16 protein-coding genes and 3 rRNA genes are annotated in these 25930 nt (G+C 69.8%); 14 read left to right on the top strand and 5 right to left on the bottom strand.

Annotated features, from left to right (window positions below):
- Nucleotides 1-66: 66 nt before the first annotated feature.
- Entirely contained in the window at nucleotides 67-1554 is a 1488-nt protein-coding gene (locus MRQ36_RS31880; RefSeq protein WP_242800500.1) for an NADP-dependent isocitrate dehydrogenase, read from the bottom strand.
- Nucleotides 1555-1879: 325 nt separating this feature from the next.
- On the opposite strand from MRQ36_RS31880, the gene MRQ36_RS31885 reads away from it, so the two are divergent.
- The 6 genes from MRQ36_RS31885 to MRQ36_RS31910 all read left to right on the top strand — a co-directional run bounded on the left by MRQ36_RS31885 (nucleotide 1880) and on the right by MRQ36_RS31910 (nucleotide 10586).
- Nucleotides 1880-5545 (top strand): nitrate reductase subunit alpha, encoded by a 3666-nt coding sequence (locus MRQ36_RS31885; RefSeq protein ID WP_242800502.1) that lies wholly within the window; start codon nucleotides 1880-1882, stop codon nucleotides 5543-5545.
- Nucleotides 5545-7242, top strand: a complete 1698-nt coding sequence (gene narH / locus MRQ36_RS31890; protein WP_242800504.1) for a nitrate reductase subunit beta — start codon at nucleotides 5545-5547, stop codon at nucleotides 7240-7242. Before MRQ36_RS31885 ends, narH begins: the two co-directional genes overlap by 1 nt.
- Nucleotides 7239-7859 carry a nitrate reductase molybdenum cofactor assembly chaperone gene (narJ, locus tag MRQ36_RS31895; protein WP_242800506.1) on the top strand — a complete coding sequence of 207 codons (621 nt, stop codon included), beginning with the start codon at nucleotides 7239-7241 and terminating at the stop codon, nucleotides 7857-7859. The genes narH and narJ overlap by 4 nt, the downstream gene beginning before the upstream one ends.
- Nucleotides 7860-7914: 55 nt before the next feature.
- On the top strand, nucleotides 7915-8676 hold the full coding sequence (gene narI, locus MRQ36_RS31900) for a respiratory nitrate reductase subunit gamma (protein ID WP_242800508.1): 762 nt from the start codon (nucleotides 7915-7917) through the stop codon (nucleotides 8674-8676).
- A 168-nt stretch (nucleotides 8677-8844) separates the two neighbouring features.
- A complete protein-coding gene (locus MRQ36_RS31905; RefSeq protein ID WP_242800511.1) occupies nucleotides 8845-9171 on the top strand; it encodes a hypothetical protein in 327 nt (108 codons plus the stop codon).
- A gap of 155 nt (nucleotides 9172-9326) precedes the next feature.
- On the top strand, nucleotides 9327-10586 hold the full coding sequence (locus MRQ36_RS31910) for a nitrate/nitrite transporter (RefSeq protein WP_242800513.1): 1260 nt from the start codon (nucleotides 9327-9329) through the stop codon (nucleotides 10584-10586).
- A 215-nt stretch (nucleotides 10587-10801) separates the two neighbouring features.
- Here the strand turns inward: MRQ36_RS31910 and rrf are convergent.
- The 3 genes from rrf to MRQ36_RS31925 all read right to left on the bottom strand — a co-directional run bounded on the left by rrf (nucleotide 10802) and on the right by MRQ36_RS31925 (nucleotide 16013).
- Nucleotides 10802-10918, bottom strand: a 5S ribosomal RNA gene (gene rrf, locus MRQ36_RS31915).
- A gap of 84 nt (nucleotides 10919-11002) precedes the next feature.
- Nucleotides 11003-14113 (bottom strand): 23S ribosomal RNA (locus MRQ36_RS31920).
- A gap of 385 nt (nucleotides 14114-14498) precedes the next feature.
- Nucleotides 14499-16013: ribosomal RNA gene (locus MRQ36_RS31925) — 16S ribosomal RNA — on the bottom strand.
- Together the 16S, 23S and 5S rRNA genes form the textbook arrangement of a ribosomal RNA operon.
- Before the next feature lie 725 nt (nucleotides 16014-16738).
- On the opposite strand from MRQ36_RS31925, the gene MRQ36_RS31930 reads away from it, so the two are divergent.
- The 8 genes from MRQ36_RS31930 (at nucleotide 16739) to MRQ36_RS31965 (ending at nucleotide 24568) form a co-directional block, all read left to right on the top strand.
- Nucleotides 16739-17623 carry a hypothetical protein gene (locus tag MRQ36_RS31930; RefSeq protein ID WP_242800515.1) on the top strand — a complete coding sequence of 295 codons (885 nt, stop codon included), beginning with the start codon at nucleotides 16739-16741 and terminating at the stop codon, nucleotides 17621-17623.
- A 98-nt stretch (nucleotides 17624-17721) separates the two neighbouring features.
- The gene (locus tag MRQ36_RS31935; RefSeq protein ID WP_242800517.1) at nucleotides 17722-18654 is read left to right on the top strand and encodes an STM4015 family protein; all 933 of its coding nucleotides are present in this window, start codon (nucleotides 17722-17724) and stop codon (nucleotides 18652-18654) included.
- A gap of 303 nt (nucleotides 18655-18957) precedes the next feature.
- Nucleotides 18958-19770: an STM4014 family protein gene (locus tag MRQ36_RS31940; protein WP_242800519.1), complete on the top strand. Its 813-nt coding sequence runs from the start codon at nucleotides 18958-18960 to the stop codon at nucleotides 19768-19770.
- Nucleotides 19758-20561 carry an STM4013/SEN3800 family hydrolase gene (locus tag MRQ36_RS31945; RefSeq protein ID WP_242800521.1) on the top strand — a complete coding sequence of 268 codons (804 nt, stop codon included), beginning with the start codon at nucleotides 19758-19760 and terminating at the stop codon, nucleotides 20559-20561. Before MRQ36_RS31940 ends, MRQ36_RS31945 begins: the two co-directional genes overlap by 13 nt.
- Nucleotides 20555-21880: an STM4012 family radical SAM protein gene (locus tag MRQ36_RS31950; RefSeq protein WP_242800523.1), complete on the top strand. Its 1326-nt coding sequence runs from the start codon at nucleotides 20555-20557 to the stop codon at nucleotides 21878-21880. Before MRQ36_RS31945 ends, MRQ36_RS31950 begins: the two co-directional genes overlap by 7 nt.
- Nucleotides 21877-22755: an STM4011 family radical SAM protein gene (locus tag MRQ36_RS31955; protein WP_242800525.1), complete on the top strand. Its 879-nt coding sequence runs from the start codon at nucleotides 21877-21879 to the stop codon at nucleotides 22753-22755. Before MRQ36_RS31950 ends, MRQ36_RS31955 begins: the two co-directional genes overlap by 4 nt.
- A gap of 68 nt (nucleotides 22756-22823) precedes the next feature.
- Nucleotides 22824-23273: a CBS domain-containing protein gene (locus MRQ36_RS31960; protein ID WP_242800527.1), complete on the top strand. Its 450-nt coding sequence runs from the start codon at nucleotides 22824-22826 to the stop codon at nucleotides 23271-23273.
- Nucleotides 23270-24568, top strand: a complete 1299-nt coding sequence (locus tag MRQ36_RS31965) for an SLC13 family permease (protein WP_242800529.1) — start codon at nucleotides 23270-23272, stop codon at nucleotides 24566-24568. Before MRQ36_RS31960 ends, MRQ36_RS31965 begins: the two co-directional genes overlap by 4 nt.
- Here MRQ36_RS31965 and MRQ36_RS31970 read toward each other — a convergent pair.
- A complete protein-coding gene (locus MRQ36_RS31970; RefSeq protein WP_242800531.1) occupies nucleotides 24550-25863 on the bottom strand; it encodes a sodium:proton antiporter in 1314 nt (437 codons plus the stop codon). The genes MRQ36_RS31965 and MRQ36_RS31970 overlap by 19 nt on opposite strands.
- Between the last annotated feature and the right edge of the window lie 67 nt (nucleotides 25864-25930).

Raw genomic sequence — 25930 nt, forward strand, 5'->3', positions numbered from 1 at the left:
GCGGCGGAGGGCGGACCGGTCATGACGACGACGGTCCTCGCCGGTGGGCCCCGGTGGGTGGGATCGTCACTGACCCTGTCCGAGGGAGTAGCCCGGTTCGCCGTCGAAGCGGTAGAGACCCTCGGTCTTGACGAAGTCGAGCCCGGCGCGGTCGAGTCGATCCAGCAGGTCCACCACGTCCCGCCGGTCGGTCGCGCCGGACCGGGACGACTGGAAGCGGGCTCGCCAGTGGTCGGTGCAGAAGGTTTCGGGAAGCCCGTCGGGCCACACCTTCACGCCTCGGTTCGTGATCATCTGCAGCCGTAGCGGGGCGCCCTCGGCCGCCCGCACGAGCGCGGCGGCGAGCGCGTCCGGGTCGCGGTCGGAGTGGTCGAGGAACACGTCGACCCCGTCCATCGTCTTGCGCTGCGCCGGGCGGGTCGCGGCGGTCGGGACGGCGAACTGCTGCTGCCCGGCCGGATAGGCGACCGGGGCCAGGGTCACCGGTCGCCGGCCGAGCCGATCGATGATCGCGTCGGCGAACGCCCGCGTGCCCACCGGGCTGGTGCCCGGGCCGGCGACGTCAGGCGTGACGACACCCGCCTCCAGGGTGGCCAGCCAGGCGTTGTGGACCCGTTCGGCGACCTCGGGCTGGCCGATGTGCACGAGCATCATCACCGCCCCGAGCAGCAGTCCGGAGGGGTTCGCGACGTCCCGACCGGCCAGCGGCGGCGCGGAGCCGTGGATGGCCTCGAACATCGCCGCGTGCTCGCCGATGTTGGCCGAGCCGGCCAGCCCGACCGAGCCGGCGATCTGCGCGGCCACGTCGGAGAGCACGTCGCCGTAGAGGTTGGGGGTGACGATGACGTCGAAGTCCTCCGGGGTGTCGGCCAGTCTCGCCGCCCCGATGTCGACGATCCAGTGCTCGGCGGTGATCTCCGGATAGTCGGCGGCCACCTCGTCGAAGACCCGGTGGAACAGACCGTCGGTGAGCTTCATGATGTTGTCCTTGGTCAGGCAGGTGACCTTGGACCGACCGTGGCGGCGGGCGTAGTCGAACGCGTACCGCACGATCCGTTCACATCCCGGTCGGGAGATCAGTTTCAGACACTGGGTGACCTCGTCGGTCTGGCGGTGCTCGATCCCGGCGTAGAGGTCCTCCTCGTTCTCGCGCACGATCACGACATCCATCTCGGGATGTCCGGTCGGCACGAACGGCGCGTACGTCACGCAGGGACGTACGTTGGCGAACAACCCCAACGACTTGCGGATGGTCACGTTCAGCGACTTGAATCCGCCCCCTTGCGGGGTGGTGACGGGCGCCTTGAGGAACACCCGGGTGCGGCGCAGCGACTCCCAGGCTTCCGGCGCGATGCCGGCGCTGTGGCCACGGGCGTACACCGATTCCCCGATGTGGATCTCCTCCACGGCCAGCCGGGCCCCGGCCGCCTCCAGCACCCGGAGCGTGGCGTCCATGATCTCCGGCCCGATCCCGTCCCCGCGCGCCACCGTCACCGGCACGGCAACCGGCGCGTCCGCCGGCCCGCTGGTCTCCACGAGCTCCGACACGGTCATCGTCGACCCCTCTCACTGCCATCTCGATTCACGAACCACATTACACGAAACACAGATCGCGTCTAGCGAGCCACCTCGTGCCGGGCGCGGCACCGAGGCATCGACCTGCCCGGTCCGGTACGCCCGCGCACCTGGGCCGGCGACCCGGCCCCCGCCGTCGCCGGGAACCGGGAGCAGGCACAACGCCGATGATCTCGGGACCTTCGGCCCGGTTCGGCGGGAAAGCGCCCCGGCACGATGGCCGGGACGCCCTCGCTGCGGTTGCGCTTCCTGGCACATCCCGCCAACGTGGGATTCACGGCGATCTATCGGAGGAATGAGGCGTATGTCGCGAGCGACCGAGGGTGCGGGACGGGCGCTGCTGGCGGTGGGCGGCCTGGTACGCCGGGCCGAGGTGTCCGCCGACGGCCGAACGCTGCACCAGATCGGCGGCCGGGAGGCGGACGCCTTCTACCGGGACCGCTGGTCCTACGACAAGGTGGTCCGCTCCACGCACGGGGTGAACTGCACCGGCTCGTGCTCCTGGAAGGTGTACGTCAAGGACGGCATCATCACCTGGGAGCAGCAGCAGACCGACTACCCGAGCGTCGGACCCGACCGCCCCGAGTACGAGCCGCGCGGCTGCCCCCGGGGTGCCGCCTTCTCCTGGTACACCTACTCCCCCACCCGGGTGCGCTACCCGTACGCCCGTGGGGTGCTGGTGGAGATGTACCGGGAGGCGAAGGCCCGGCTCGGTGACCCGGTGGCCGCCTGGGCGGACATCCAGGGCGACCCGGAGCGCCGCCGCCGCTACCAGAAGGCGCGCGGCAAGGGCGGTCTGGTGCGGATCGGCTGGGACGAGGCGCAGGAGATGATCGCAGCCGCGCACGTGCACACGATCGCCGAGTACGGCCCGGACCGGGTCGCCGGCTTCTCCCCCATCCCGGCGATGTCGATGGTGTCGCACGCCGTCGGCGCCCGCTTCCTGTCCCTGCTCGGCGGCTCGATGCTGTCGTTCTACGACTGGTACGCCGACCTGCCGGTCGCCTCCCCGCAGGTCTTCGGCGACCAGACCGACGTGCCCGAGTCCGGCGACTGGTGGGACGCCTCCTACTTCGTCATGTGGGGTTCCAACGTCCCGGTGACCCGCACCCCCGACGCGCACTGGATGGCCGAGGCCCGCTACCGGGGTCAGAAGGTCGTCGTGGTCAGCCCCGACTACGCCGACAACGTCAAGTTCGCCGACGAGTGGCTGCCCGCGCAGCCCGGCAGCGACGGGGCCCTGGCGATGGCGATGGGGCACGTCGTCCTCAAGGAGTTCTTCGTCGACCGGCGCACCCCACGCTTCGTCGACTACGTCCGCAGGTTCACCGACCTGCCGTTCCTGGTCACCCTCGAACCGGGCGCCGACGGGGCGTACCGGCCGGGGAAGTTCCTCACCGCCGAGGACCTCGGCGAGACGGACCGGGAGGCGGCCTTCCGGACGGTGCTGTGGGACTCGGCGACCGACACGCCCGCCGTGCCGCGCGGCAGCCTCGGGCACCGCTGGGGCGAGCAGCAGGGCCAGTGGAACCTCGACCTGGGCGACCTCGAGCCGGCCCTGACCTGCCTCGGCGCGGGCGACGGGGTCGAGGTGGAGCTGCCCCGGTTCGACACCGACACCCCGCAGGTGCTGCGCCGCGGCGTGCCGACCCGCACGGTGAACGGCCAGCTGGTGACCAGCGTCTTCGACCTGCTGCTGGCCCAGTACGGGGTCGGCCGGGAAGGGCTGCCCGGGCGGTGGCCGACCGACTACGACGACGTCGACGCGCCGTACACGCCCGCGTGGCAGGAGCCGATCACCGGCGTGCCGGCGGCGCAGGTGGCCCGGGTGGCGCGGGAGTTCGCCGACAACGCGGAACGCTCCGGCGGCCGGTCGATGATCCTGCTCGGCGCGGGCACCAACCACTGGTTCCACTCCGACGCCACCTACCGGGCGATTCTGGCGCTGGTGACCCTCACCGGCTGTCAGGGCGTCAACGGCGGCGGCTGGGCGCACTACGTCGGGCAGGAGAAGTGCCGCCCGGCGACCGGCTGGGCGCAGCTCGCCTTCGGCCTGGACTGGGTCCGCCCGCCACGGCAGATGATCGGCACCGCCTTCTGGTACGTGCACACCGACCAGTGGCGCTACGACACCTACTCCGCCGACGCGGTCGCCTCCCCCACCGGCACCGGCGCGTTCGCCGGCAAGCACACCATGGACCTGCTGGCCCAGTCGGCGCGGGCGGGCTGGATGCCGTCGATGCCGACCTTCGACCGCAGCCCTCTCGACCTGGCCGACGAGGCCCTCGCCGCCCGACCCGACGACCCGGCCGGCTGGGTCGCCGAGCGGCTGGGCCGGGGGGAGGTGAAGTTCGCCTGCGCCGACCCGGACGCGCCGGAGAACTGGCCCCGCGTGCTGACCGTGTGGCGGGCCAACCTGCTCGGCTCGTCGGCCAAGGGCAACGAGTACTTCCTGCGCCACCTGCTCGGCACCGACGCGAACCTGCGCGCCGAGGAGGCGCCGCAGGAGCTGCGGCCGAAGGACGTGACCTGGCGGGCGGAGGCCCCGGAGGGCAAGCTCGACCTGCTGCTGAGCCTCGACTTCCGGATGACCTCCACGACGCTCTTCTCCGACATCGTGCTGCCCGCCGCCACCTGGTACGAGAAGCACGACCTGAGCAGCACCGACATGCACCCGTTCGTGCACGCGTTCACCCCGGCGATCAACCCGCCGTGGCAGACCCGGACCGACTTCGACGCGTTCCACGGCATCGCGAAGGCGTTCGCCGCGCTCGCCGGGCCCCGGCTGGGCGTACGCAAGGATCTGGTCGCGGCGCCGCTGCTGCACGACACCCCGGACGCGATGGCGACGCCGCACGGCCGGGTCCGCGACTGGGCGGTCACCGGCGAGACCCCGGTGCCCGGCCGGACCATGCCGAAGCTGGTGGTGGTCGAGCGGGACTACGGCGCGATCGCCGACCAGATGGCCGCGCTCGGACCGCTGATGGACACCCTCGGCACCACCGGCAAGGGCTTCTCGGTCGACGTCCGCCCCGAGGTGGAATACCTGCGGCACTCCAACGGCGAGATCCGTGGCGGCGTCGCCGACGGGCGGCCGTCGCTGGCCCGGGACACGCACGCCTGCGAGGCGATCCTGGCGCTGTCGGGCACCACCAACGGCCGGGTCGCCACCGCCGGCTTCCGGGACGTGGAGAAACGCACCGGGGTACGCCTGGCGGACCTGGCCGCCGAGCACGAGGGCAAGCAGATCACCTTCGCCGACACGCAGTCCCGCCCGGTGCCGGTGATCACCAGCCCGGAGTGGTCGGGCAGCGAGCACGGCGGCCGGCGCTACTCGCCGTTCACCATCAACACCGAGCGGCTCAAGCCTTGGCACACGCTCACCGGCCGCCAGCACTTCTTCCTCGACCACGACTGGATGCACGAGGCCGGCGAGGCGCTGCCGATCTTCCGACCCCCGCTGGACATGCACAAGCTCTTCCACGAGCCGAGACTCGGCCGCAACGGCGAGCTGGAGATCACCGTCCGGTACCTCACCCCGCACTCGAAGTGGTCCATCCACTCGGAATACCAGGACAACCTGATCATGCTCACCCTGTCCCGGGGCGGGCCGACGATGTGGATGAGCGAGGCCGACGCGGCGAAGATCGGCGTCCGCGACAACGAGTGGATCGAGGCGGTCAACCGCAACGGCGTGGTGGTCTGCCGGGCCGTGGTCACCCACAAGATGCCCGAGGGCACGGTCTACATGTACCACGCCCAGGAACGGGTGATCGACGTGCCGAAGTCGGAGACCACCGGCCGGCGCGGCGGCATCCACAACTCGCTGACCCGACTGCTGGTCAAGCCCACTCACCTCATCGGCGGGTACGCGCAGCTCTCCTTTGCCTTCAACTACCTCGGCCCGACCGGCAACCAACGCGACGAGGTCACCGTGATCCGCCGCCGCTCCCAGGAGGTGCAGTACTGATGCGGGTCATGGCACAGATGGCGATGGTGATGAACCTCGACAAGTGCATCGGCTGCCACACCTGCTCGGTGACGTGCAAGCAGGCGTGGACGAACCGCTCGGGCGTCGAGTACGTCTGGTTCAACAACGTGGAGACCCGCCCCGGGCAGGGCTACCCGCGCACCTACGAGAACCAGGAACGCTGGCAGGGCGGCTGGGTGCGGACCCGCTCCGGCAAGCTCAAGCCGCGCTCCGGCGGCCGGGTGAAGAAGCTGTTCAGCGTCTTCGCCAACCCGAAGCTGCCCTCCATGCAGGACTACTACGAGCCGTGGACGTACGACTACGAGCACCTGATCAACGCGCCGGCCGGCGACGACACCCCGGTGGCCCGGCCGAAGTCGCTGCTCACCGGCGAGGACACGAAGATCACCTGGAGCGCCAACTGGGACGACTCCCTCGCCGGCGGCAACGAGATCGCCGCCGGCGACCCGGTGCTGGCGAAGGTCTCCGGCCAGGTGAAGCAGGAGTTCGAGAAGACCTTCATGTTCTTCCTGCCGCGGATCTGCGAGCACTGCCTCAACCCGTCCTGCGCAGCGTCCTGCCCGTCCGGCGCGATCTACAAGCGGGCCGAGGACGGCATCGTCCTGGTCGACCAGGACCGCTGCCGCGGCTGGCGGATGTGCGTGACCGGCTGCCCGTACAAGAAGGTCTACTTCAACCACCGCACCGGCAAGGCCGAGAAGTGCACCTTCTGCTTCCCGCGCATCGAGATCGGCCAGCCCACCATCTGCTCGGAGACCTGCGTGGGCCGGCTGCGCTACCTCGGGCTGATGCTCTACGACGCCGACCGGGTCGCCGAGGCCGCTGCCATGAAGGACGAACACGACCTGTACGACGCGCAGCGCTCGGTCTTCCTCGACCCGCACGACCCGGCCGTGGTCGCCGCCGCCCGCGAGGCGGGCATCCCCGACGACTGGATCGACGCGGCGCAACGCTCCCCCATCTGGGACCTCATCATGAGGTACGAGGTGGCGCTGCCGCTGCACCCGGAGTACCGGACCATGCCGATGGTCTGGTACATCCCGCCGCTGTCGCCGGTGGCCGACGCGCTGCGCGAGACCGGCCACGACGCGGAGGAGGCCGGCAACCTCTTCGGCGCCATCGACGCCCTGCGCATCCCGGTGGACTACCTCGCCGAGCTCTTCACCGCCGGCGACCCGGCACCGGTACGCGGGGTGCTCAACCGGCTCGCCGCGATGCGCGCCTACCAGCGCCGGGTCAACCTGGGCGAGGAGCGCGACGAGTCCATCGCCGCCGCCGTCGGGATGACCGGCGAGCAGATGGACGACATGTACCGCCTGCTCGCCATCGCCAAGTACGAGCAGCGGTACGTCATCCCCGCCGCGCACGCCGAGGACGCGCACCGGCTGGAGAAGATCGCCACCGAGTGCAGCCTGGACTACGAGGGCGGCCCCGGCATGGGCGGCGGCGGCCCGTACGGGCAGGGACCCTTCGGGGAGTCCTCCGGCACGCCCGTGCCGGTGCAGGTGGAGACCTTCCACATGCTGCGCGACCGGCAGACCGCCGAGGGCTTCACCGACCCGGGCGACGAACCACGCCGGGTCAATCTGCTCAACTGGGACGGCAAGGGCACCCCCCGGGGTCTCTTCCCGCCCCGGCGCACCGAATCCGAACACGTCGACGGAGGTAAGCCGTGAGCCAGCCGACCTGGCGGGCGGTGGCCGCCCGCGCGGCGTCCCTGCTGCTGCGCTATCCCGACGAGGAGGTGCTGGCGGCGCTGCCCACCGTCCGCGCCGCCCTCGACGGCCTGCCGGACGCGGTGGCCGACCCGCTGCGCGACCTCGTCGCCCACCGGGAGACCACCGCCGGAGTCGACCTGCGGTCCGCCTACGTGGAGGTCTTCGACTTCCGCCGCCGCTGCTGCCTGCACCTGACCTACTACACCTGCGGCGACACCCGCCGTCGTGGCGAGGCGCTGGTCGACTTCGCCGCCGCGTACAAGTGGGCCGGGCTGGCCGTCGTGGACGGCGAGCTGCCCGACTTCCTGCCCGCGGTGCTCGACCTGGCCGCCGTCGACGACGGCGGGTGGCGGCTGCTGCGGGAGAACCGGGTCGGCCTGGACCTGCTGGCCGAGGCGCTGGGCCGGGAGAAGTCCGTGTACCGGCAGGCGGTGCAGGCGGTCCGCGAGATGCTGCCGCCCGCCCAGCCCGGCGACATCGCCGCCGCCGCCCGGCTGGCCCGCACCGGGCCACCGGTCGAGCAGGTCGGGCTGGAACCGTTCGGGCTGGTGGATACGACTGGAGGCCGTCGGTGAGCGCGAGGAACGCAGCGCAGCGGAGTACCGCAGTCGCGAACGAGAGAGGGCCCCGATGAACATCCTGCTCTGGGTCGTGTACCCGTACCTGGCGATGGCGGTGCTGGTCGGCGGCCTGATCTGGCGCCACCGCTACGACAAGTTCGGCTGGACCACCCGCTCGTCGCAGCTCTACGAGAGCAGCATCCTGCGGTGGGGCAGCCCGCTGTTCCACTTCGGGGTGCTGATGGTCCTGGTCGGACACGTCGGCGGCTTGGTGATCCCGAAGTCCTGGACCGAGGCGGTCGGCGTCACCGAACACACCTACCACCTGACGGCCGTCTTCATCGGCACCGTGGCGGGCCTGTGCACCCTGATCGGGCTGGGCATCCTGATCCTGCGGCGGCGGCTGACCGGGCCGGTCTTCGCCGCCACCACCCGCAACGACAAGGCGATGTACGTGGTCCTCGCCGGGGTGATCGTCCTCGGACTGCTCGCCACCGTACGCGCCAACGTGCTCGGGGACGGCTACGACTACCGGGAGACCGTCTCCCCGTGGTTCCGGTCGCTGTTCTACCTCAGCCCCGACCCGGAGGTGATGGCCGACGTACCGGTGGGCTTCCAGATCCACATCCTGGCCGCCTTCGCGCTCTTCGCCTTCTGGCCGTTCACCCGGCTCGTGCACGCGTTCAGCGCGCCCGTCGGCTACGCCACCCGCCCGTACGTCGTCTATCGCAGCCGGGACGACCGGCCCGGGCTGCGGCCGACCCGCCCCGGCTGGGAAGGGCCGCCCCGGCTGCCCACCGCCCGCGGCGACCGGACCCGCTCGCGCCGATGATGGGGAGGACACCGTGACCATCGCAGCGGACCGCCCCCACCGCGGGCCCTCCGCGCGACCGGCCACGGACTGGGTGGCGGCGCGGACCCTCGCGGCGACCCTGCCGCCCGAGTCGGTGTCGCTCGCGGCGGCGACCGGGCGGACCCTGGCCGCCCCGCCCGCGCGGCGGTGCCCCTGCCCGGCTTCGACAACTCCGCGATGGACGGGTACGCGGTGGCCGCGACGGTCCGTGGCGGGTGGTCGGGCGGGTGCTCGCCGGGCACCCCCGCCCGCTGGCGCAGGCACATCCGCCGGGCCGGGGAATACGCGCGACGCGGCCAGGAACTGGTGCCGGCCGGTGCCCGGGTCACCGCGACGACGGTGGGGCTGGCCGCCAGCGTGGGACTCGACGCCCACCCCGGCTACCTCGGCGCCGCCGCGACCGCCGACGCGTTCGCCGTCGTCCCGCCCGGTTGGCGGCCGGATGACGCGGTGTCGCTCCTCACCGTCCCCTAGCGGTGGCTTCCCGGGCCCGGGGGCCCCACCGATGCGGGACCTACGGCCCTGCCCGGGCCGGATCGGCGGGCCGATTCTCATGACGGTGAAGCGGAATTTTTCCCTCCCCTTCCGGCCGGCCCCGGCCGATCCCCGACGACCAGCGGAGAGCAGCGATGAAGATCGCCCGTGAGACACAGGGCCAGGACACCCGGCGTACGCCAGGTGAGGCGCGCGACGACGGCCCCGGCGCCTCCGCCCCGGGCCGGTCCGGAGCCACGCTCCAACTCGTCCTGGCCACCCTCGGCTTCCTGGTCAACTTCTGGGCCTGGGCCCTGCTGGGTCCGCTCGGCCCGGGCATCAAGGAACGCCTCGACCTGAGCTTCACCGCGCAGTCCCTGCTGGTGGCCGTGCCGGTGGTGGTCGGCTCGCTCGGCCGCATCCCGGTGGGCGCGCTCACCGACCGGTACGGCGCCCGGGTGGTCTTTCCCCTGGTCACCGTCGCCACCATCGTGCCGGTGCTGACCCTGAGCGTGGTCTCCTCCTACGGCGCGCTGATCCTCACCGGCTTCTTCCTCGGCATCGGCGGCACCGCGTTCGCCGTCGGTGTGCCGCTGGTCTCCGGCTGGTACCCGCCGGCCCGCCGCGGCTTCGCCATCGGCGTCTTCGGCATCGGCATGGGCGGCACGGCGATCGCCAACTTCACCACCGTCCGCCTCGCCGACGCCTACGGCACGCGGACGCCGTTCCTGCTGGTCGCCGCGATCCTCGCCGGGTACGCGGTGCTGTCGTTCCTGCTGCTGCGTGACGCTCCCGGCCGGGCCCGCCCGCAGGGCTCGGCGTGGCAGCGGCTCGCCCGGATCGGTCGGCTGACCGTCACCTGGCAGCTCTGCTTCCTGTACGCGGTGGGCTTCGGCGGCTTCGTTGCGTTCAGCGTCTACCTCCCCGCCTACCTGCGCACCGCCTACGACCTCAGCCCGGCCGACGGCGCGTTGCGCACCGCGGGTTTCGTGGTCCTCGCCGTGCTGGCCCGCCCGGTGGGCGGTTGGCTGTCGGACCGGCTGCACCCGGTCCCGGTGCTGGTGTGGTGCTTCGCCGGGGTCGCCGCGTTCGCGGTCGTGCAGGCGTTCGAACCGGCCCTGATGCCGGTGGCGACCATCGCGCTGCTCGGCATGGCGGTGCTGCTCGGCGCGGCCAGCGGCGCGGTGTTCGCCCTGGTCGGCAAGGTCGCCCCGGCCGATCAGGTCGGCGCGGTCACCGGCCTCGTCGGTGCCGCCGGCGGCCTCGGCGGTTTCGTCCCCCCACTCATCATGGGCTGGGTGTACGGCTCGCAGGGCTCCTACGCGATCGGCCTGATGCTCCTGTCCGACGTGGCCCTGGCCGCCGCCGTGTTCACCGCGGTCAAGATGGGCGGCCTGGTACGTCGCCCCTCCTGACGGCGGCGGACGCCACCGTCGGATGACGGCACGACTCGACGGCACAGACCGACAGGCCAGTGCCGTCGAGTGCGGGCGCCGCCCTCCGAAGAACCCGGCACTGAGCCTTCCCCGACGCGGACTGCTGGGAAAAGCGTGGAAATGCGGACTGCTGCGAAAAGGCGTGGAAACGCAGTTGAGGCCACCCCGTAGGGGTGGCCTCAACTGGAATGTTTGTCCGGCGGTGTCCTACTCTCCCACACCCTCCCGAGTGCAGTACCATCGGCGCTGGAGGGCTTAGCTTCCGGGTTCGGAATGTAACCGGGCGTTTCCCCTCCGCCATGACCGCCGTAACTCTATGAACATATCAAAACACACCGGGCTAACTCACGGGTGTTCGCTCGTTCAGAGTTGCACAGTGGACGCGTAGCAGCTTCGTAGTCAAGTCCTCGGCCTATTAGTACCGGTCAACTGAACCCGTTACCGGGCTTACATTTCCGGCCTATCAACCCAGTCGTCTAGCTGGGGGCCTTACCCCACCAAAGTGGGTGGGATACCTCATCTTGAAGCGAGCTTCCCGCTTAGATGCTTTCAGCGGTTATCCCTTCCGAACGTAGCTAACCAGCCGTGCCCCTGGCGGGACAACTGGCACACCAGAGGTTCGTCCGTCCCGGTCCTCTCGTACTAGGGACAGCCCTTCTCAAGTATCCTACGCGCACGGCGGATAGGGACCGAACTGTCTCACGACGTTCTAAACCCAGCTCGCGTACCGCTTTAATGGGCGAACAGCCCAACCCTTGGGACCTGCTACAGCCCCAGGATGCGACGAGCCGACATCGAGGTGCCAAACCATCCCGTCGATATGGACTCTTGGGGAAGATCAGCCTGTTATCCCCGGGGTACCTTTTATCCGTTGAGCGACACCGCTTCCACTCGCAAGTGCCGGATCACTAGTCCCGACTTTCGTCCCTGCTCGACCTGTCAGTCTCACAGTCAAGCTCCCTTGTGTACTTGCACTCAACACCTGATTGCCAACCAGGCTGAGGGAACCTTTGGGCGCCTCCGTTACCCTTTAGGAGGCAACCGCCCCAGTTAAACTACCCACCAGACACTGTCCCTGAACCGGATAACGGTCCGAAGTTAGATACCCAAATCAACCAGAGTGGTATTTCAAGATTGCCTCCACCCATACTGGCGTATGGACTTCACCGGCTCCCACCTATCCTACACAAGCTAATTCGGATACCAATGTCAAGCTATAGTAAAGGTCCCGGGGTCTTTCCGTCCTGCCGCGCGTAACGAGCATCTTTACTCGTAATGCAATTTCGCCGGGCCTGTGGTTGAGACAGTGGGGAAGTCGTTACGCCATTCGTGCAGGTCGGAACTTACCCGACAAGGAATTTCGCTACCTTAGGATGGTTATAGTTACCACCGCCGTTTACTGGCGCTTAAGTTCTCCGCTTCGCTCGTGAGAGCTAACAGGTCCCCTTAACGTTCCAGCACCGGGCAGGCGTCAGTCCATATACATCGAATTACTTCTTCGCATGGACCTGTGTTTTTAGTAAACAGTCGCTTCCCCCTGCTCTCTGCGGCCATACAACGCTCCACCCGCGCGGGGCTTCACGTCTCCGGCCCCCCTTCTCCCTAAGTTACGGGGGCAATTTGCCGAGTTCCTTAACCACAGTTCGCCCGATCGCCTCGGTATTCTCTACCTGACCACCTGTGTCGGTTTGGGGTACGGGCCGCTAAGAACTCGCTAGAGGCTTTTCTCGGCAGCATAGGATCACTGACTTCACCTGAATCGGCTCGGCATCACGTCTCAGCCTACATGCACCGCGGATTTGCCTACGGTACGGCCTACACGCTTACCCCGGCACAACCACCGGCCGGGCTCAGCTACCTTCCTGCGTCACCCCATCGCTTGACTACTACCCGCCAGGTTCCCACGCTCCCCACCTTTGGTCCGAAGACCGCCGGCGGTTCGGGTGGTTAGCACAACGAGGTTCATCAGGGACGCTCTTTCGCGGGTACGGGAATATCAACCCGTTGTCCATCGACTACGCCTCTCGGCCTCGCCTTAGGTCCCGACTCACCCAGGGCGGATTAGCCTGGCCCTGGAACCCTTGGTCATCCGGCGGAAGGGTTTCTCACCCTTCTTTCGCTACTCATGCCTGCATTCTCACTCGTGCCGCGTCCACAACTAGGTCACCCCGTTGCTTCACCCCCGGCACGACGCTCCCCTACCCATCCACACACCTGCACGGCACATCAAGGCGCCGCGAGGTTGAAATGTGAATGCCACAGCTTCGGCGGTGTGCTTGAGCCCCGCTACATTGTCGGCGCGGAACCACTTGACCAGTGAGCTATTACGCACTCTTTAAAGGGTGGCTGCTTCTAAGCCAACCTCCTGGTTGTCTATGCGACCCCACATCCTTTTCCACTTAGCACACGCTTAGGGGCCTTAGCTGGTGATCTGGGCTGTTTCCCTCTCGACTACGAAGCTTATCCCCCGCAGTCTCACTGCCGCGCTCTCACTTACCGGCATTCGGAGTTTGGCTGATTTCGGTAAGCTTGTGGGCCCCCTAGACCATCCAGTGCTCTACCTCCGGCAAGAAACACGCGACGCTGCACCTAAATGCATTTCGGGGAGAACCAGCTATCACGGAGTTTGATTGGCCTTTCACCCCTAACCACAGGTCATCCCCCAACTTTTCAACGTTGGTGGGTTCGGCCCTCCACGCGGTCTTACCCGCGCTTCAGCCTGCCCATGGCTAGATCACTCCGCTTCGGGTCTAGAGCATGCGACTACAGAGCGCCCTATTCAGACTCGCTTTCGCTACGGCTCCCCCACACGGGTTAACCTCGCCACATGCCACTAACTCGCAGGCTCATTCTTCAAAAGGCACGCCGTCACCCCGCAAGGCTCCGACGGATTGTAGGCGAACGGTTTCAGGTACTATTTCACTCCCCTCCCGGGGTACTTTTCACCATTCCCTCACGGTACTCGTCCGCTATCGGTCACCAGGAAGTATTTAGGCTTACCAGGTGGTCCTGGCAGATTCACGGCAGATTTCAGGGGTCCGCCGCTACTCGGGAACACCCACAGAAGATCAGCAACTTTCACGTACCGGACTCTCACCGTCTACGGTCAGCCATTCCAGACTGTTCCGCTAGCCACTGACTTTGTAACTCCTCAAACGAGTGTCAGCTCGTTTCGCAGGGTCCCACAACCCCGACCACGCAACCCCTGACAGGTATCACACGCAGCCGGTTTAGCCTCAATCCGCTTTCGCTCGCCACTACTCACGGAATCACTATTTGTTTTCTCTTCCTACGGGTACTGAGATGTTTCACTTCCCCGCGTTCCCCCCATACACCCTATGTGTTCAGGTGCAGGTGACACCACATGACTGGTGCCGGGTTCCCCCATTCGGACACCCTGGGATCACAGCTTGGTTGACAGCTCCCCCAGGCCTATCGCGGCCTCCCACGTCCTTCATCGGCTCCTGGTGCCAAGGCATCCACCGTTCGCCCTTGACAACTTGACCACAAAGATGCTCGCGTCCACTGTGCAATTCTCAACAAACGACCAACCCACAACCCGACAGTCTCCCACCAGCCCGACGTCACCGCCGGCGGTATGAGAAACCAGGCCATGCCTGGCAGACTCCCGAAACCCACCATCGGGCTCCGCAGCAGTCTCCGAAAGAAACAACCAAAAGTTGTTCTTTCAGGACCCAACAGGGTGCTCTACGCCAGTCACCAGCCGCACCAGGACCAACCCGTTCCCACCACCCCGAAGAGCAGCTGTACTAGGAAGTCCCGGCCGTTGCCGGCGCCTGACTGACCAGTGTCTCCGCCATTCGAGCACCCCACCATCGCATTCGGACGGTGCGGGCTCCATGCCGTCTTTCGACGGATGGTGCTCCTTAGAAAGGAGGTGATCCAGCCGCACCTTCCGGTACGGCTACCTTGTTACGACTTCGTCCCAATCGCCAGCCCCACCTTCGACGGCTCCCTCCACAAGGGTTGGGCCACCGGCTTCGGGTGTTGCCGACTTTCGTGACGTGACGGGCGGTGTGTACAAGGCCCGGGAACGTATTCACCGCAGCGTTGCTGATCTGCGATTACTAGCGACTCCGACTTCACGGGGTCGAGTTGCAGACCCCGATCCGAACTGAGACCGGCTTTTTGGGATTCGCTCCACCTCACGGTATCGCAGCCCATTGTACCGGCCATTGTAGCATGCGTGAAGCCCTGGACATAAGGGGCATGATGACTTGACGTCATCCCCACCTTCCTCCGAGTTGACCCCGGCAGTCTTCGATGAGTCCCCGCCATAACGCGCTGGCAACATCGAACGAGGGTTGCGCTCGTTGCGGGACTTAACCCAACATCTCACGACACGAGCTGACGACAGCCATGCACCACCTGTGACCGCCCCCGAAGGACCCCCCATCTCTGGAGGTTTTGCGGCCATGTCAAACCCAGGTAAGGTTCTTCGCGTTGCATCGAATTAATCCGCATGCTCCGCCGCTTGTGCGGGCCCCCGTCAATTCCTTTGAGTTTTAGCCTTGCGGCCGTACTCCCCAGGCGGGGCGCTTAATGCGTTAGCTGCGGCACAGGGAACCGGAGAGGCCCCCCACACCTAGCGCCCAACGTTTACAGCGTGGACTACCAGGGTATCTAATCCTGTTCGCTCCCCACGCTTTCGCTCCTCAGCGTCAGTATCGGCCCAGAGACCCGCCTTCGCCACCGGTGTTCCTCCTGATATCTGCGCATTTCACCGCTACACCAGGAATTCCAGTCTCCCCTACCGAACTCTAGCCTGCCCGTATCGACTGCAGGCCCGCGGTTGAGCCGCGGGTTTTCACAGTCGACGCGACAAGCCGCCTACGAGCTCTTTACGCCCAATAAATCCGGACAACGCTCGCGCCCTACGTCTTACCGCGGCTGCTGGCACGTAGTTGGCCGGCGCTTCTTCTGCAGGTACCGTCACTTACGCTTCGTCCCTGCTGAAAGAGGTTTACAACCCGAAGGCCGTCATCCCTCACGCGGCGTCGCTGCATCAGGCTTCCGCCCATTGTGCAATATTCCCCACTGCTGCCTCCCGTAGGAGTCTGGGCCGTGTCTCAGTCCCAGTGTGGCCGGTCGCCCTCTCAGGCCGGCTACCCGTCGTCGCCTTGGTAGGCCATCACCCCACCAACAAGCTGATAGGCCGCGAGCCCATCCCAGGCCGAAAAACTTTCCACCAAAAGACATGCGTCCAAAGGTCGTATTCGGTATTAGCCCCCGTTTCCGAGGGTTATCCCAAAGCCTAGGGCAGGTTGCTCACGTGTTACTCACCCGTTCGCCGCTCGAGTACCCCGAAGGGCCTTTCCGCTCGACTTGCATGTGTTAAGCACGCCGCCAGCGTTCGTCCTGAGCCAGGATCAAACTCTCCAACAAAAACTTGTTGAAAAACTGTCCCGACAACAAAAGTGTTGCCAAAGGAATCCCCACCAGCCAGACCAAAGCCTGACCAGTGCGGGGTATAAAACAATTGGCACTGGCTTATCAAGCACCCTGTTGAGTTCTCAAAGAACAACCACACACCGCCGCGAACCCCACACCGTGGAGCCCAACACCCGGGGCATTTCGTCCATCCGCGTCCGCCGCTCTCGCGGCGGGCACTTTTACTACGTTACCCGGAGGTTTCCGCCGAGTCAAACCGCTCTGCAGCGATCCGCACCACTTCCACCCAATTCCAGGCACCACAATTCGACCGGCTCCCGCCGCTCTCCCTCGTGGCTTCCGGCAGGCCGGCCGCCCTGCGGTCTCCCGCGAGCTCGTCCGTTTCCCTGCCGGTCGAAGACCTTACCCGGTCGGTTCCGCTCCGCCAAATCCGCCTCCCGGCAGATCCGTCGGGCCCCGCCCGGACCGCGTCGGTCAGGAGCGAACCCCCGGGCCGACCCGGTGCCACCCCGGTTCCGGTGCTCCAGGACCTTCGTCCTGTTTGCCCCGTTCCGCGCTGGCAGAGAGAAAGTTACGCGTCTGCGGGTTTGATCGTCAAACCGGCAGGCCGCGTCGCGCGTCACACGTGCCGCCCGCGAAGAACGAGCCGCTGCGGCGCGGAACTCCGGCAGCTCGGCCGCGCGGCGAGCCGACCCCGGTCCCCGTGGCAGGCTGCGGCCATGAGCGAGCAGAACAGGCGGTCGGTACGGATCGACCGGTCGGCGGCGTTCCACGTCAACGCGCTGGGTGTCCGGTGCGATCCCTTCCCGCTGACGTTCAGCCTCACCACCGCCGGCGAGCTGCGCACGATCGCGGCCACAGCCGCCGGGGCCACCGAACTGTCCGATGTGCTGGCGGCGCTCGGGCAGGCGTACGCCGTCGTGCTGAACGTGGGCACCAACAGCTTCCTCGACGACGACCTTCAGCAGTGGCCGTTGAGCCGGATCGCCCGCGAGCAGGGGGTGGACGCGGTGGCGTACGACATCCGCTGGGCCGCGTCGCGCTACTGGTCCGACGACCTGCTCGTGCTGCCCTGGGCGGAGCTGGACCGACTGCTCGCCGGCTGGAGCAGCTATGACATCGAGATCCTGGATGCGCCCGGCCCGCTCTCGCCGGGCACGGCGGACGAGGTGGCGCTGGCGGTCAACAGCCAGGACCTGACGACAGCCATGGTGCCGGCGGTCCCCGGCGCGACGCTCTACTACAGCGGTCACGACGACTGCTACGTCCACCTGGAGACGACGGACCCCACCGCCCCGCTGCGGGTGCTGACCCGGCTGCTGGCACTCAAGGCGGGAGCCGTCCTGCTCGCCGAGGACGAGCACGTCGGGACCGTCACGGTGGTCGAGCCACCGGCGGACCTGGTGACGGGCCTGCTGGCCCGCAGCGACCACTGGCTGGGCAGTGTTGCCCGGACCTCCCCCACCGGGGTCACGGTCAGCCTGGCGGTGAGGGACCGCTCATGGCGGCTGGGCGATCCCGTGCCGGAGCTGCTGCCGTACCGGCTGACGTTGGACGTGCCGCGCGGCACCTGGGTCGCCGCGGAGTCCGGGCCGGGGTGCTGAGCTGGGCGGCCGGCAGTGGGTGGACCGGCTCCGGTCACGGTGTCGGTCGGGCCTGTTACCGTCGCGCCGCCGCTGCACCAGTCCGACCGGAGGTAGGCGTGATCAACTCGCACGTGTCGTCGTTCGCCGGGTTGCCGGTGCTGCCGTTCACACCGGGAATGGCCCTGCCCGACGATCCCTCGGCGGTGGCCTGGCGGCTGGAGGTGGAGGACTTCGAGGCCGACCCCGAGGAGTTCGCCGGCCTGGTGGCGGCGCTGCGCGCCGAGGTGCCCGCCGAGGCGGTCCGGGCGCTGGTGATCGGCGAGTGGGGTTCGGCGTACGAGCGGGCGCTGCCGGTGGAGCTGCTGGTCGAGGCGGCGCCGGAGTGGACGGGCCTGCGGGGCGTGTTCCTGGCCGACCTGGTGGCCGAGCAGTGCGAGATCTCCTGGCTCACCCTCCCGGACATCACGCCGCTGCTGGCCGCCTGCCCGACACTGGGGGTGCTGTGGGTGCGCGGCGGCCAGGGCCTGCGACTGGAGCCGGTCCGTCACCCCGGCCTGCGGGAGCTGCGCTTCGAGGCCGGCGGGCTGCCGGCCGCGGTGGTGCGGGCGGTCGGCGAGAGCGACCTGCCCGCCCTGGAGCGGCTGGACCTCTGGCTGGGCACGTCCGAGTACGGCGGTGACGCCGGCGTCGACGACCTGGCGGCGGTCCTCTCCGGGGCCGGCCAGCCGGCGTTGCGGCACCTCGCGCTGGCCAATGCGGAGATCGCCGACGAGGTCGCCGCCGCGGTGGCCGCCGCCCCGGTCGTACCCCGGCTGGCGGTGCTGGACCTGTCGATGGGGACGCTCACCGACGCCGGCGGCGCGGCGCTGCTGGCGGGGCAGCCGCTGACCCACCTGACCCGGCTGGACCTGCATCACCACTACCTGTCCGAGGAGATGGCGGCGAGGCTGGTCGACGCGCTGCCGGGCGTCCGGGTCGACGTGTCCGACCCGCAGGAGGCGGACGAGTACGACGGCAAGCCGTACCGCTACACGGCGGTGGCGGAGTGACATGCGACTGACCGTCGTCGGCAACCCCGCCAACCGGCGGGTCGCCCTGTTCACCCGCGCGGTGCGGGCCGCCGGCCTGCCGCCGCCGGACGTGCTGCCCTGGCTCGACGTGCTGACCGGGGTGGCCGGGCCGCCGTCCGGTGCGGGACCGGTGCGGGTGGACTCGCCCGGAGAGGACCCCGAGGTGGACCGGCTGCTGCGCGGGGCCGCCGCGCCGGCCCGGGACGGGGAGCTGGTCGGCCTGGCCGCCGCGTACACCGGTCTGGTGGACGGCATGGCGCGGCTCGCGGCCGGTGGGCGGCGATGCTCAACGACCCGGCGGACATCGCCGTGCTCTGCGACAAGCGTCGCTGCCACGCGGCGCTGTCGGCGGTCGGGGTGCCGGTGCCGGAGGCGCTGCCGCCGGTGCGGAGCTACGCGCAGCTGCGGGCGGAGATGGCGGCGGCCGGCTGGAGCCGGGTCTTCGTCAAGCCCGCCCACGGCTCGTCGGCCGCCGGGGTGCTGGCGCTCGCGGTCACCCGGTCGCGGGTGCGGGCGGTGACCACGATCGAGACCACGCCCGACGGGATGTTCAACTCGCTGCGGCTGCGGGACTACGCCGACGAGGCCGAGGTGGCCGCTATCGTCGACCGGCTCGCGCCGGACGGGCTGCACGTGGAGCGTTGGTTGCCCAAGGCCGGGCTGGGCGACCGGGTGGTCGACCTGCGGGTGGTGGTGGTCGCCGGGCGACCCACCCACGCGGTGGTGCGGGCGGCCCGGGGCCCGCTGACCAACCTGCACCTGGGCAACGCGCGCGGGGACCTGGCTGCGCTGCGGGCCGCCGCCGGGCCGGAGGCATGGTCGGCGGCCATGGAGACCTGCGTCCGGGCCGCCGCGTGCTTCCCCCGCTCGCTGCACGTCGGCGTCGACCTGATGTTCCTGCTCGGCTGGCGGCGGCACGCGGTGGCCGAGGTGAACGCCTTCGGTGACCTGTTGCCCGGCGTGCTGGCCGACGGCCGGGACACCTACGCCGAGCAGGTGCACGCCCTGACCAGCGGTCGCTGGGACCGGTGGCGGGCGGAGGTGGCGCCGGCGGGCACGTCGGCGGGACGGGTGGCGCTCGCGTGCGGCACCTGATCGGCAGCCACGACCTGCTCCTGGTCACCCTCGACACGCTGCGCCACGACGTGGCCGCCGAGCTGGCCGCGGCGGGTCGTACCCCGACGTTGGCGCGGGTGCTGCCCGGCGGCCGGTGGGAGCGACGGCACTCCCCCGCCAGCTTCACCTACGCCGCCCACCACGCCTTCTTCGCCGGTTTCCTGCCCACGCCGGTGGCGCCGGGTCGGCACGAGCGGCTGTACGCGGCGGCGTTCCCGGGCAGCGAGACGGCCGGCGCGGACACCTGGGTGTTCGACGCGGCGGACCTGCCGACCGCGCTCGCCGAGGTCGGCTACCACACGCTCTGCCTGGGTGGGGTGGGCTTCTTCAACCGGCGCGGCGCACTCGGTTCGGTGCTGCCCGGGCTCTTCGCCGAGGCGTACTGGGAGCCGGGGTTCGGGGTGACCGCACCGGGCTGTGTGGACGCGCAGCTGGACCGGCTGGCCGAGGTGCTGCCCCGGGTGCCGGCGGACCGGGGTCTGTTCACCTTCCTCAACGTCGCCGCACTGCACCAGCCCAACCGGCACTACCTGCCCGGTGCGCGGGACGACGGACCGGCCAGCCACGCCGCCGCCCTGGAATACGTGGACGGTCGGCTCGGGCGGTTGTTCGCCCTGGTCACCGGGCGGGGGCGGCCGGTGTTCACGATCGTCTGCTCGGACCACGGCACGGCGTACGGCGAGGACGGCCACACCGGCCACCGGGTCGGCCACGACGTGGTGTGGACCGTCCCGTACGCCCACTTCACGCTGGAGCCGGGGGAATGGTGACCGGCACCGGAGCGGGCCTCGACGGCTCGCCGTACCAGCAGTACCTGTACGCGTACCCGCACAAGACTTCGTACCGGGCGCTGCGGCCCCGGCCGTTGCTGGCCGACGTGTGGCACGCGGAGCCGCGCGCGGCGCTCTTCCTCTATCTGCACGTGCCGTTCTGCGAGATGCGGTGCGGCTTCTGCAACCTGTTCACCCGGGCCAACGCACCCGAAGAGCAGGTCACCGCCTATCTGCGGCAGCTGCGCCGGCAGGCCGGCCGGGTCGCCGACGCGCTCGGCGCCGACGCCGGGTACGCCCGCGCCGCGTTCGGCGGCGGCACCCCCACCTACCTGACCGCCGACGAGCTGACCGAGCTGTTCGACGTCGCCACCGCGACGGGGGCCCGGCTGCCCGGCGTACCCCTGTCGGTGGAGACGTCGCCGGCCACGGCGACGCCGGACCGGCTCGCGGTGCTGGCCGCGCACGGCACCACCCGGGTGAGCATCGGCGTGCAGAGTTTCCTCGACGCCGAGGCGCGCGCCGCCGGCCGCCCGCAGCGGCGGGCCGAGGTGGAGGCCGCCCTCGCGGCGATCCGGGACGCGCGGATCCCGGTGCTCAACGTGGACCTGATCTACGGCATCGACGGGCAGACGGCCGAGACCTGGCAGGCCAGTCTGGACGCCGCGCTGGCCTGGCGGCCCGAGGAGCTGTACCTGTACCCGCTGTACGTGCGACCGCTGACCGGCCTGGGCCGGCGCGCGCACGGCCGGGCGGACTGGGACACGCAGCGGCTCACCCTCTACCGGCAGGCGGTCGACACGCTGGGCGCGGCGGGCTACCGGCAGGAGTCGATGCGGCAGTTCCGGCGGGCGGACGCGCCGGTACCGGACGGGCCGGACTACTGCTGCCAGGACGACGGCATGGTCGGTCTGGGCTGCGGCGCCCGCTCCTACACCACCGCCCTGCACTACTCGTTCGACTACGCGGTCGGGGTGTCCCAGGTGCGGGCGGTGCTCGACGACTACCTGGCCCGGCCCGCCGACGACTTCCGGCACGCCGAGTTCGGTTTCGCCCTCGACGACGCCGAGCAGCGCCGCCGCTGGCTGTTGAAGTCGCTGCTGCGCGCCGACGGCGTCGACCCGACCGCCTACCGGGCCCGGTTCGGCCGGTCCCCCGTCGAGGACTTCCCGGACCTGCGCCGGCTGGTGGAGCGGGGCTGGGCCGGCGAGGGCGGGCTGCGGCTCACCCCCGACGGGCTGGCCCGGTCCGACGCGATCGGCCCGTGGCTGACCTCCCCCGAGGTCCGGGCGGCGATGAGCGGGTACGTGCCGCGGTGAACCTGGCGATCCTCTACCGCGGCCCGCTGGCGAGCTGCAACTACGACTGCCCGTACTGCCCGTTCGCCAAGCGGCACGATCCGCCGGAGCTGCTGCGCGCGGACCGGGCGGCGCTGTCCCGGTTCACCGACTGGGTGGCCGCCACCACCGACGTACGGCTGTCCGTGTTGTTCACGCCGTGGGGTGAGGGGCTGACCCGCCGCTGGTACCGGGAGGCGATGGTGTCGTTGTCGCACCGGTCGCACGTGGCGCGGGTGGTGATCCAGACCAACCTGGCGACCTCGGTGGAGTGGCTCGCCGACGCCGATCCGCGTACCGCCGCGCTGTGGACCACGTACCACCCCGGCCAGGTCGGTCGGGAGCGCTTCCTGCGCCGCTGCGGACGCCTGTCCGAGCTGGGCGTCCGGTACTCGGTCGGGGTGGTCGGCCTGCCGGAGCACCTGGCCGAGGCGCGGGCGCTGCGGGCCGCTCTGCCCCCGGAGGTGTACCTGTGGGTCAATGCCGCCGAGGGTCGGCGGTACACCCCGGCGGAGGAGGACACCTGGACCGGCCTCGACCCGCTGTTCGGCTACAGCGTCCGACCGCACCTGTCGCTGGGGCAGCCCTGTCACACCGGGGAGACCGCCGTCTCCGTCCTCGGGGACGGCACGGTCCGGCGGTGCCACTTCATCGACACCCCGATCGGCAACCTCTACGACGGGTCGTGGCGGGCCGGCCTGAAGCCGCGCGCCTGCGGCAACGCGGTCTGCGACTGCCACATCGGGTACGTCCACCTGGCCCCGCTGGGCCTGCGCGACGTCTTCGCCGGTGGCGTGCTCGAACGCATTCCCGCGGCCTGGCCCGACCACCGCGGGGCACCCGGACCGCTAGGGTAGGCACCGGTGTGCCGGGAAGTCTGGTCGGCGTGTGACGAGTCGTGTCCCGACCAGCCCCAGGAGTCGACGTGCGAGCCAGCGACCTGGCGGTCCCGTTTCCCACCATCACCGCCGACACCCCCGTACTGGCGGCGGCCCGCCTGCTCGCCGGCCACAACCTGCCCGGCCTGATCGTGCTGGACGGCGACGGCCGTCCGGTCACCGTGCTGCCGGGCACGCAGGTGCTGCGGCTGGTCATCCCCGGCTACTGCCGGGAAAACCCGACGCTCGCGCGGATGATCGACGAGTCCTCGGCCGACGTGTTCCTGCGCGGGGTCGAGGGCCGGACGGTCGCCGACCTGCTACCCCGTGAGCACACCGCACCGCCGGTGGTCGAACCACAGGCCACGGTCCTGGAGGTCGCCGCGGTGATGGCGCAGCGACGCACCCCGCTGGTGGCGGTGGTCGACCGGGGCGGGCCGATGATCGGCGGGATCACCCTGGACGCGCTGCTCGACCGGATGCTGGGCACCGCGTGACCGCCGTCGCCTGGGCCGCGGTCGCCGTCTTCACCGTCGCGTACGTCCTGATCGCGACCGAGAAGATCCACCGGGTCGCCGCCGCGCTGGGCGGGGCGGCGGTGATGTTCCTGATCGGCGCCACCGACACCGCGCACGCGTTCTTCTCGGAAGAGGCGGGCATCGACTGGAACGTCATCTTCCTGCTGGTCGGCATGATGCTCATCGTCGCCGTACTGAAACGCACCGGGGCGTTCGAGTACGTCGCGGTGTGGGCGTCGAAGCGGGCCCGGGGGCGTCCGTTCCGGGTGCTGGTGATCCTCGTGGTGATCACGGCGGTCGCCTCGGCGGCGCTGGACAACGTCACCACCGTCCTGCTCATCGCCCCGGTGACGTTCCTGGTCTGCGAACGCCTCGGCGTGCCGGCGGTGCCGTTCCTGATCGCCGAGGCGATGGCGTCGAACATCGGTGGCACGTCGACCCTGGTCGGCGACCCTCCCAACATCATCATCGGCAGCCGGGGCGGGCTGAGCTACAACGACTTCCTGGTGCACCTGGCGCCGTTCGTGCTGCTGCTGCTGCTCGTGTTCCTCGGCCTGTGCCGGGTGCTGTTCCGGTCGGCGTTCCGCTACGACCCGCAGCGGGCCGCGCAGATCGCCGCGCTGCGCGAGGGCGACGCGATCCGCGACCGGCGGCTGCTGGTGCTCGGCCTGGCCGTGCTCGGGGCGGTCACCGCCGCCTTCGTCCTGCACACCACCCTGCACCTGGAACCGGCGGTGGTCGCGCTGCTCGGCGGCCTGCTGCTGCTGGCCCTGTCCCGCCTCGACGCCGGCGAGATCAGCCGCGACGTGGAGTGGCCCACCCTGGTCTTCTTCGCCGGCCTGTTCGTCATGGTCGGTGCCCTGGTCAACACCGGCGTCGTCGAGCAGCTCTCCCGGGCGGCGATCGACGCCACCGCCGGCCGGCTGCTGCCGGCGACCATGGTGCTGCTCTGGGGCTCCGCCGCGCTGTCCGCGATCGTGGACAACATCCCGTACGTGGCCACGATGAGTCCGGTCGTCGCCGACCTGGTGCACGCCCAGGGCGACACCGACCAGTCCCGGGTGCTCTGGTGGGCGCTCGCCCTCGGCGCCGACCTCGGCGGCAACGCCACCGCCGTCGGCGCCTCCGCCAACGTGGTCGTGCTCGGCCTCGCCGAACGCGCCGGCCAGCGCATCACCTTCTGGCAGTTCACCCGGTACGGCCTGGTGGTCACCCTGGTCACCGTCGGGCTGGCCGTGCCGTACCTGTGGCTGCGCTACTTCGCGCTGGCCTGACCTTGCGGGGCATCGCCGGCCAGGCCGCCGGTCGTGGCGTCGTCATGGTCCGCCGGCCGCTCGGCCCGCGGGCGGGGTACGGTCGCCGGCCGGCCGGCCCGCCTGATCCGGTGCAGCGCGCCGTGCCAGGCCGGTGTCTCGCGGGCGTCGTCGAACGCCCGCGCGACGAGGACGTCGGTCGACGAGTGCGCCAGGATCGAGATGACGATGGTCAACGCCACCAGGTGGAACACCTCGTCCCCGGCGGCGATACCGGACTCCAGCACCAGCAGGCCGTAGACCACCGAGGCGAAGCCCTTCGGCCCGAACCACATCGCGGCGGCCTGCTCCCGCATGCCCAGACCGGAACGCAGGAAGGAGATCCACAGCGCGACCGGGCGGGCCACGACGATCGCCAGCACCGCGAACACCCAGCCGGTCCAGGAGATCTCCCCGAGGAAGGCAGGCGAGATCAGGGCACCGAAGACCAGCAGCGCGGCGAGCTTCAACAGCTCCGCGACGTTCTCCCCCAGGTGCTCGAACGCGGCCCGGGTGCGCGGCCCGAACGTGGCCACGGTGATGCCGGCGGTGAACGCGGCGAGGAACAGGTTGCCGTGGGTGACCTTGCCCAGCGCCAGCACCAGCAGCCCGATCGCCACCCCGTTCAACGGCGCGTACGCCGCCGAGGCGGCGAACCAGCGGGTCCGCGCCAACCCGATCGCCGCCAGCGGCACCAGCACACCGATCAGCAGGCCCACCGCCAGCTCGGTCCCCAGCTCGCCCAGGTGCAGGTCGTCGGAGCCGGCGGCGACCGCCAGCAGCACCACGACGAACGGCAGCGCCAGACCGTCGTTGACGCCGGACTCGACGTTGAGCAGGTGCCGCAGTCGGGCCGGTACCTTGTCGTTGCCGACCAGGGCGGCGGCGAAGACCGGGTCGGTCGGCGCGAGGATCGCCCCGATCAGCAGGGACTCCGGCCAGTCCAGTCCGGCCACGTAGTGGGCCAGCAGGGCGGTGGCCAGCAGGGTCAACGGCAGGCCCCAGCCGAGCGCCCGGCCCGGCAGCCGCCACGCGCTGCGCAGGTCCGCCCAGCCGACCCGCATGCCGTCGGTGAAGAGCACCGCGAAGAGGGCGAGCTCCGCCAGCTGCGCCACGATCGGGGAGCCGGCGCTCAGGTGCAGCACGCCGGTGGTGTCCTCGCCGAGCAGGAACCCGGCCACCAGGAACAGCGCCGCCGTGGAGAGGATCGTCCGGTTGGCCAGCGCCGAGACGAGCACGGCCGCCAGCAGGACGAGGGCGAAGGAGAGCAGCAGCACGGGAACCTCCGGGACGGCACGACGGGGTACGGTGCCGACCAGACTTCCCGGCGCTCCACGGATCCCG

The organism is Micromonospora sp. R77, assembly GCF_022747945.1.
Classification (GTDB): Bacteria; Actinomycetota; Actinomycetes; order Mycobacteriales; family Micromonosporaceae; genus Micromonospora.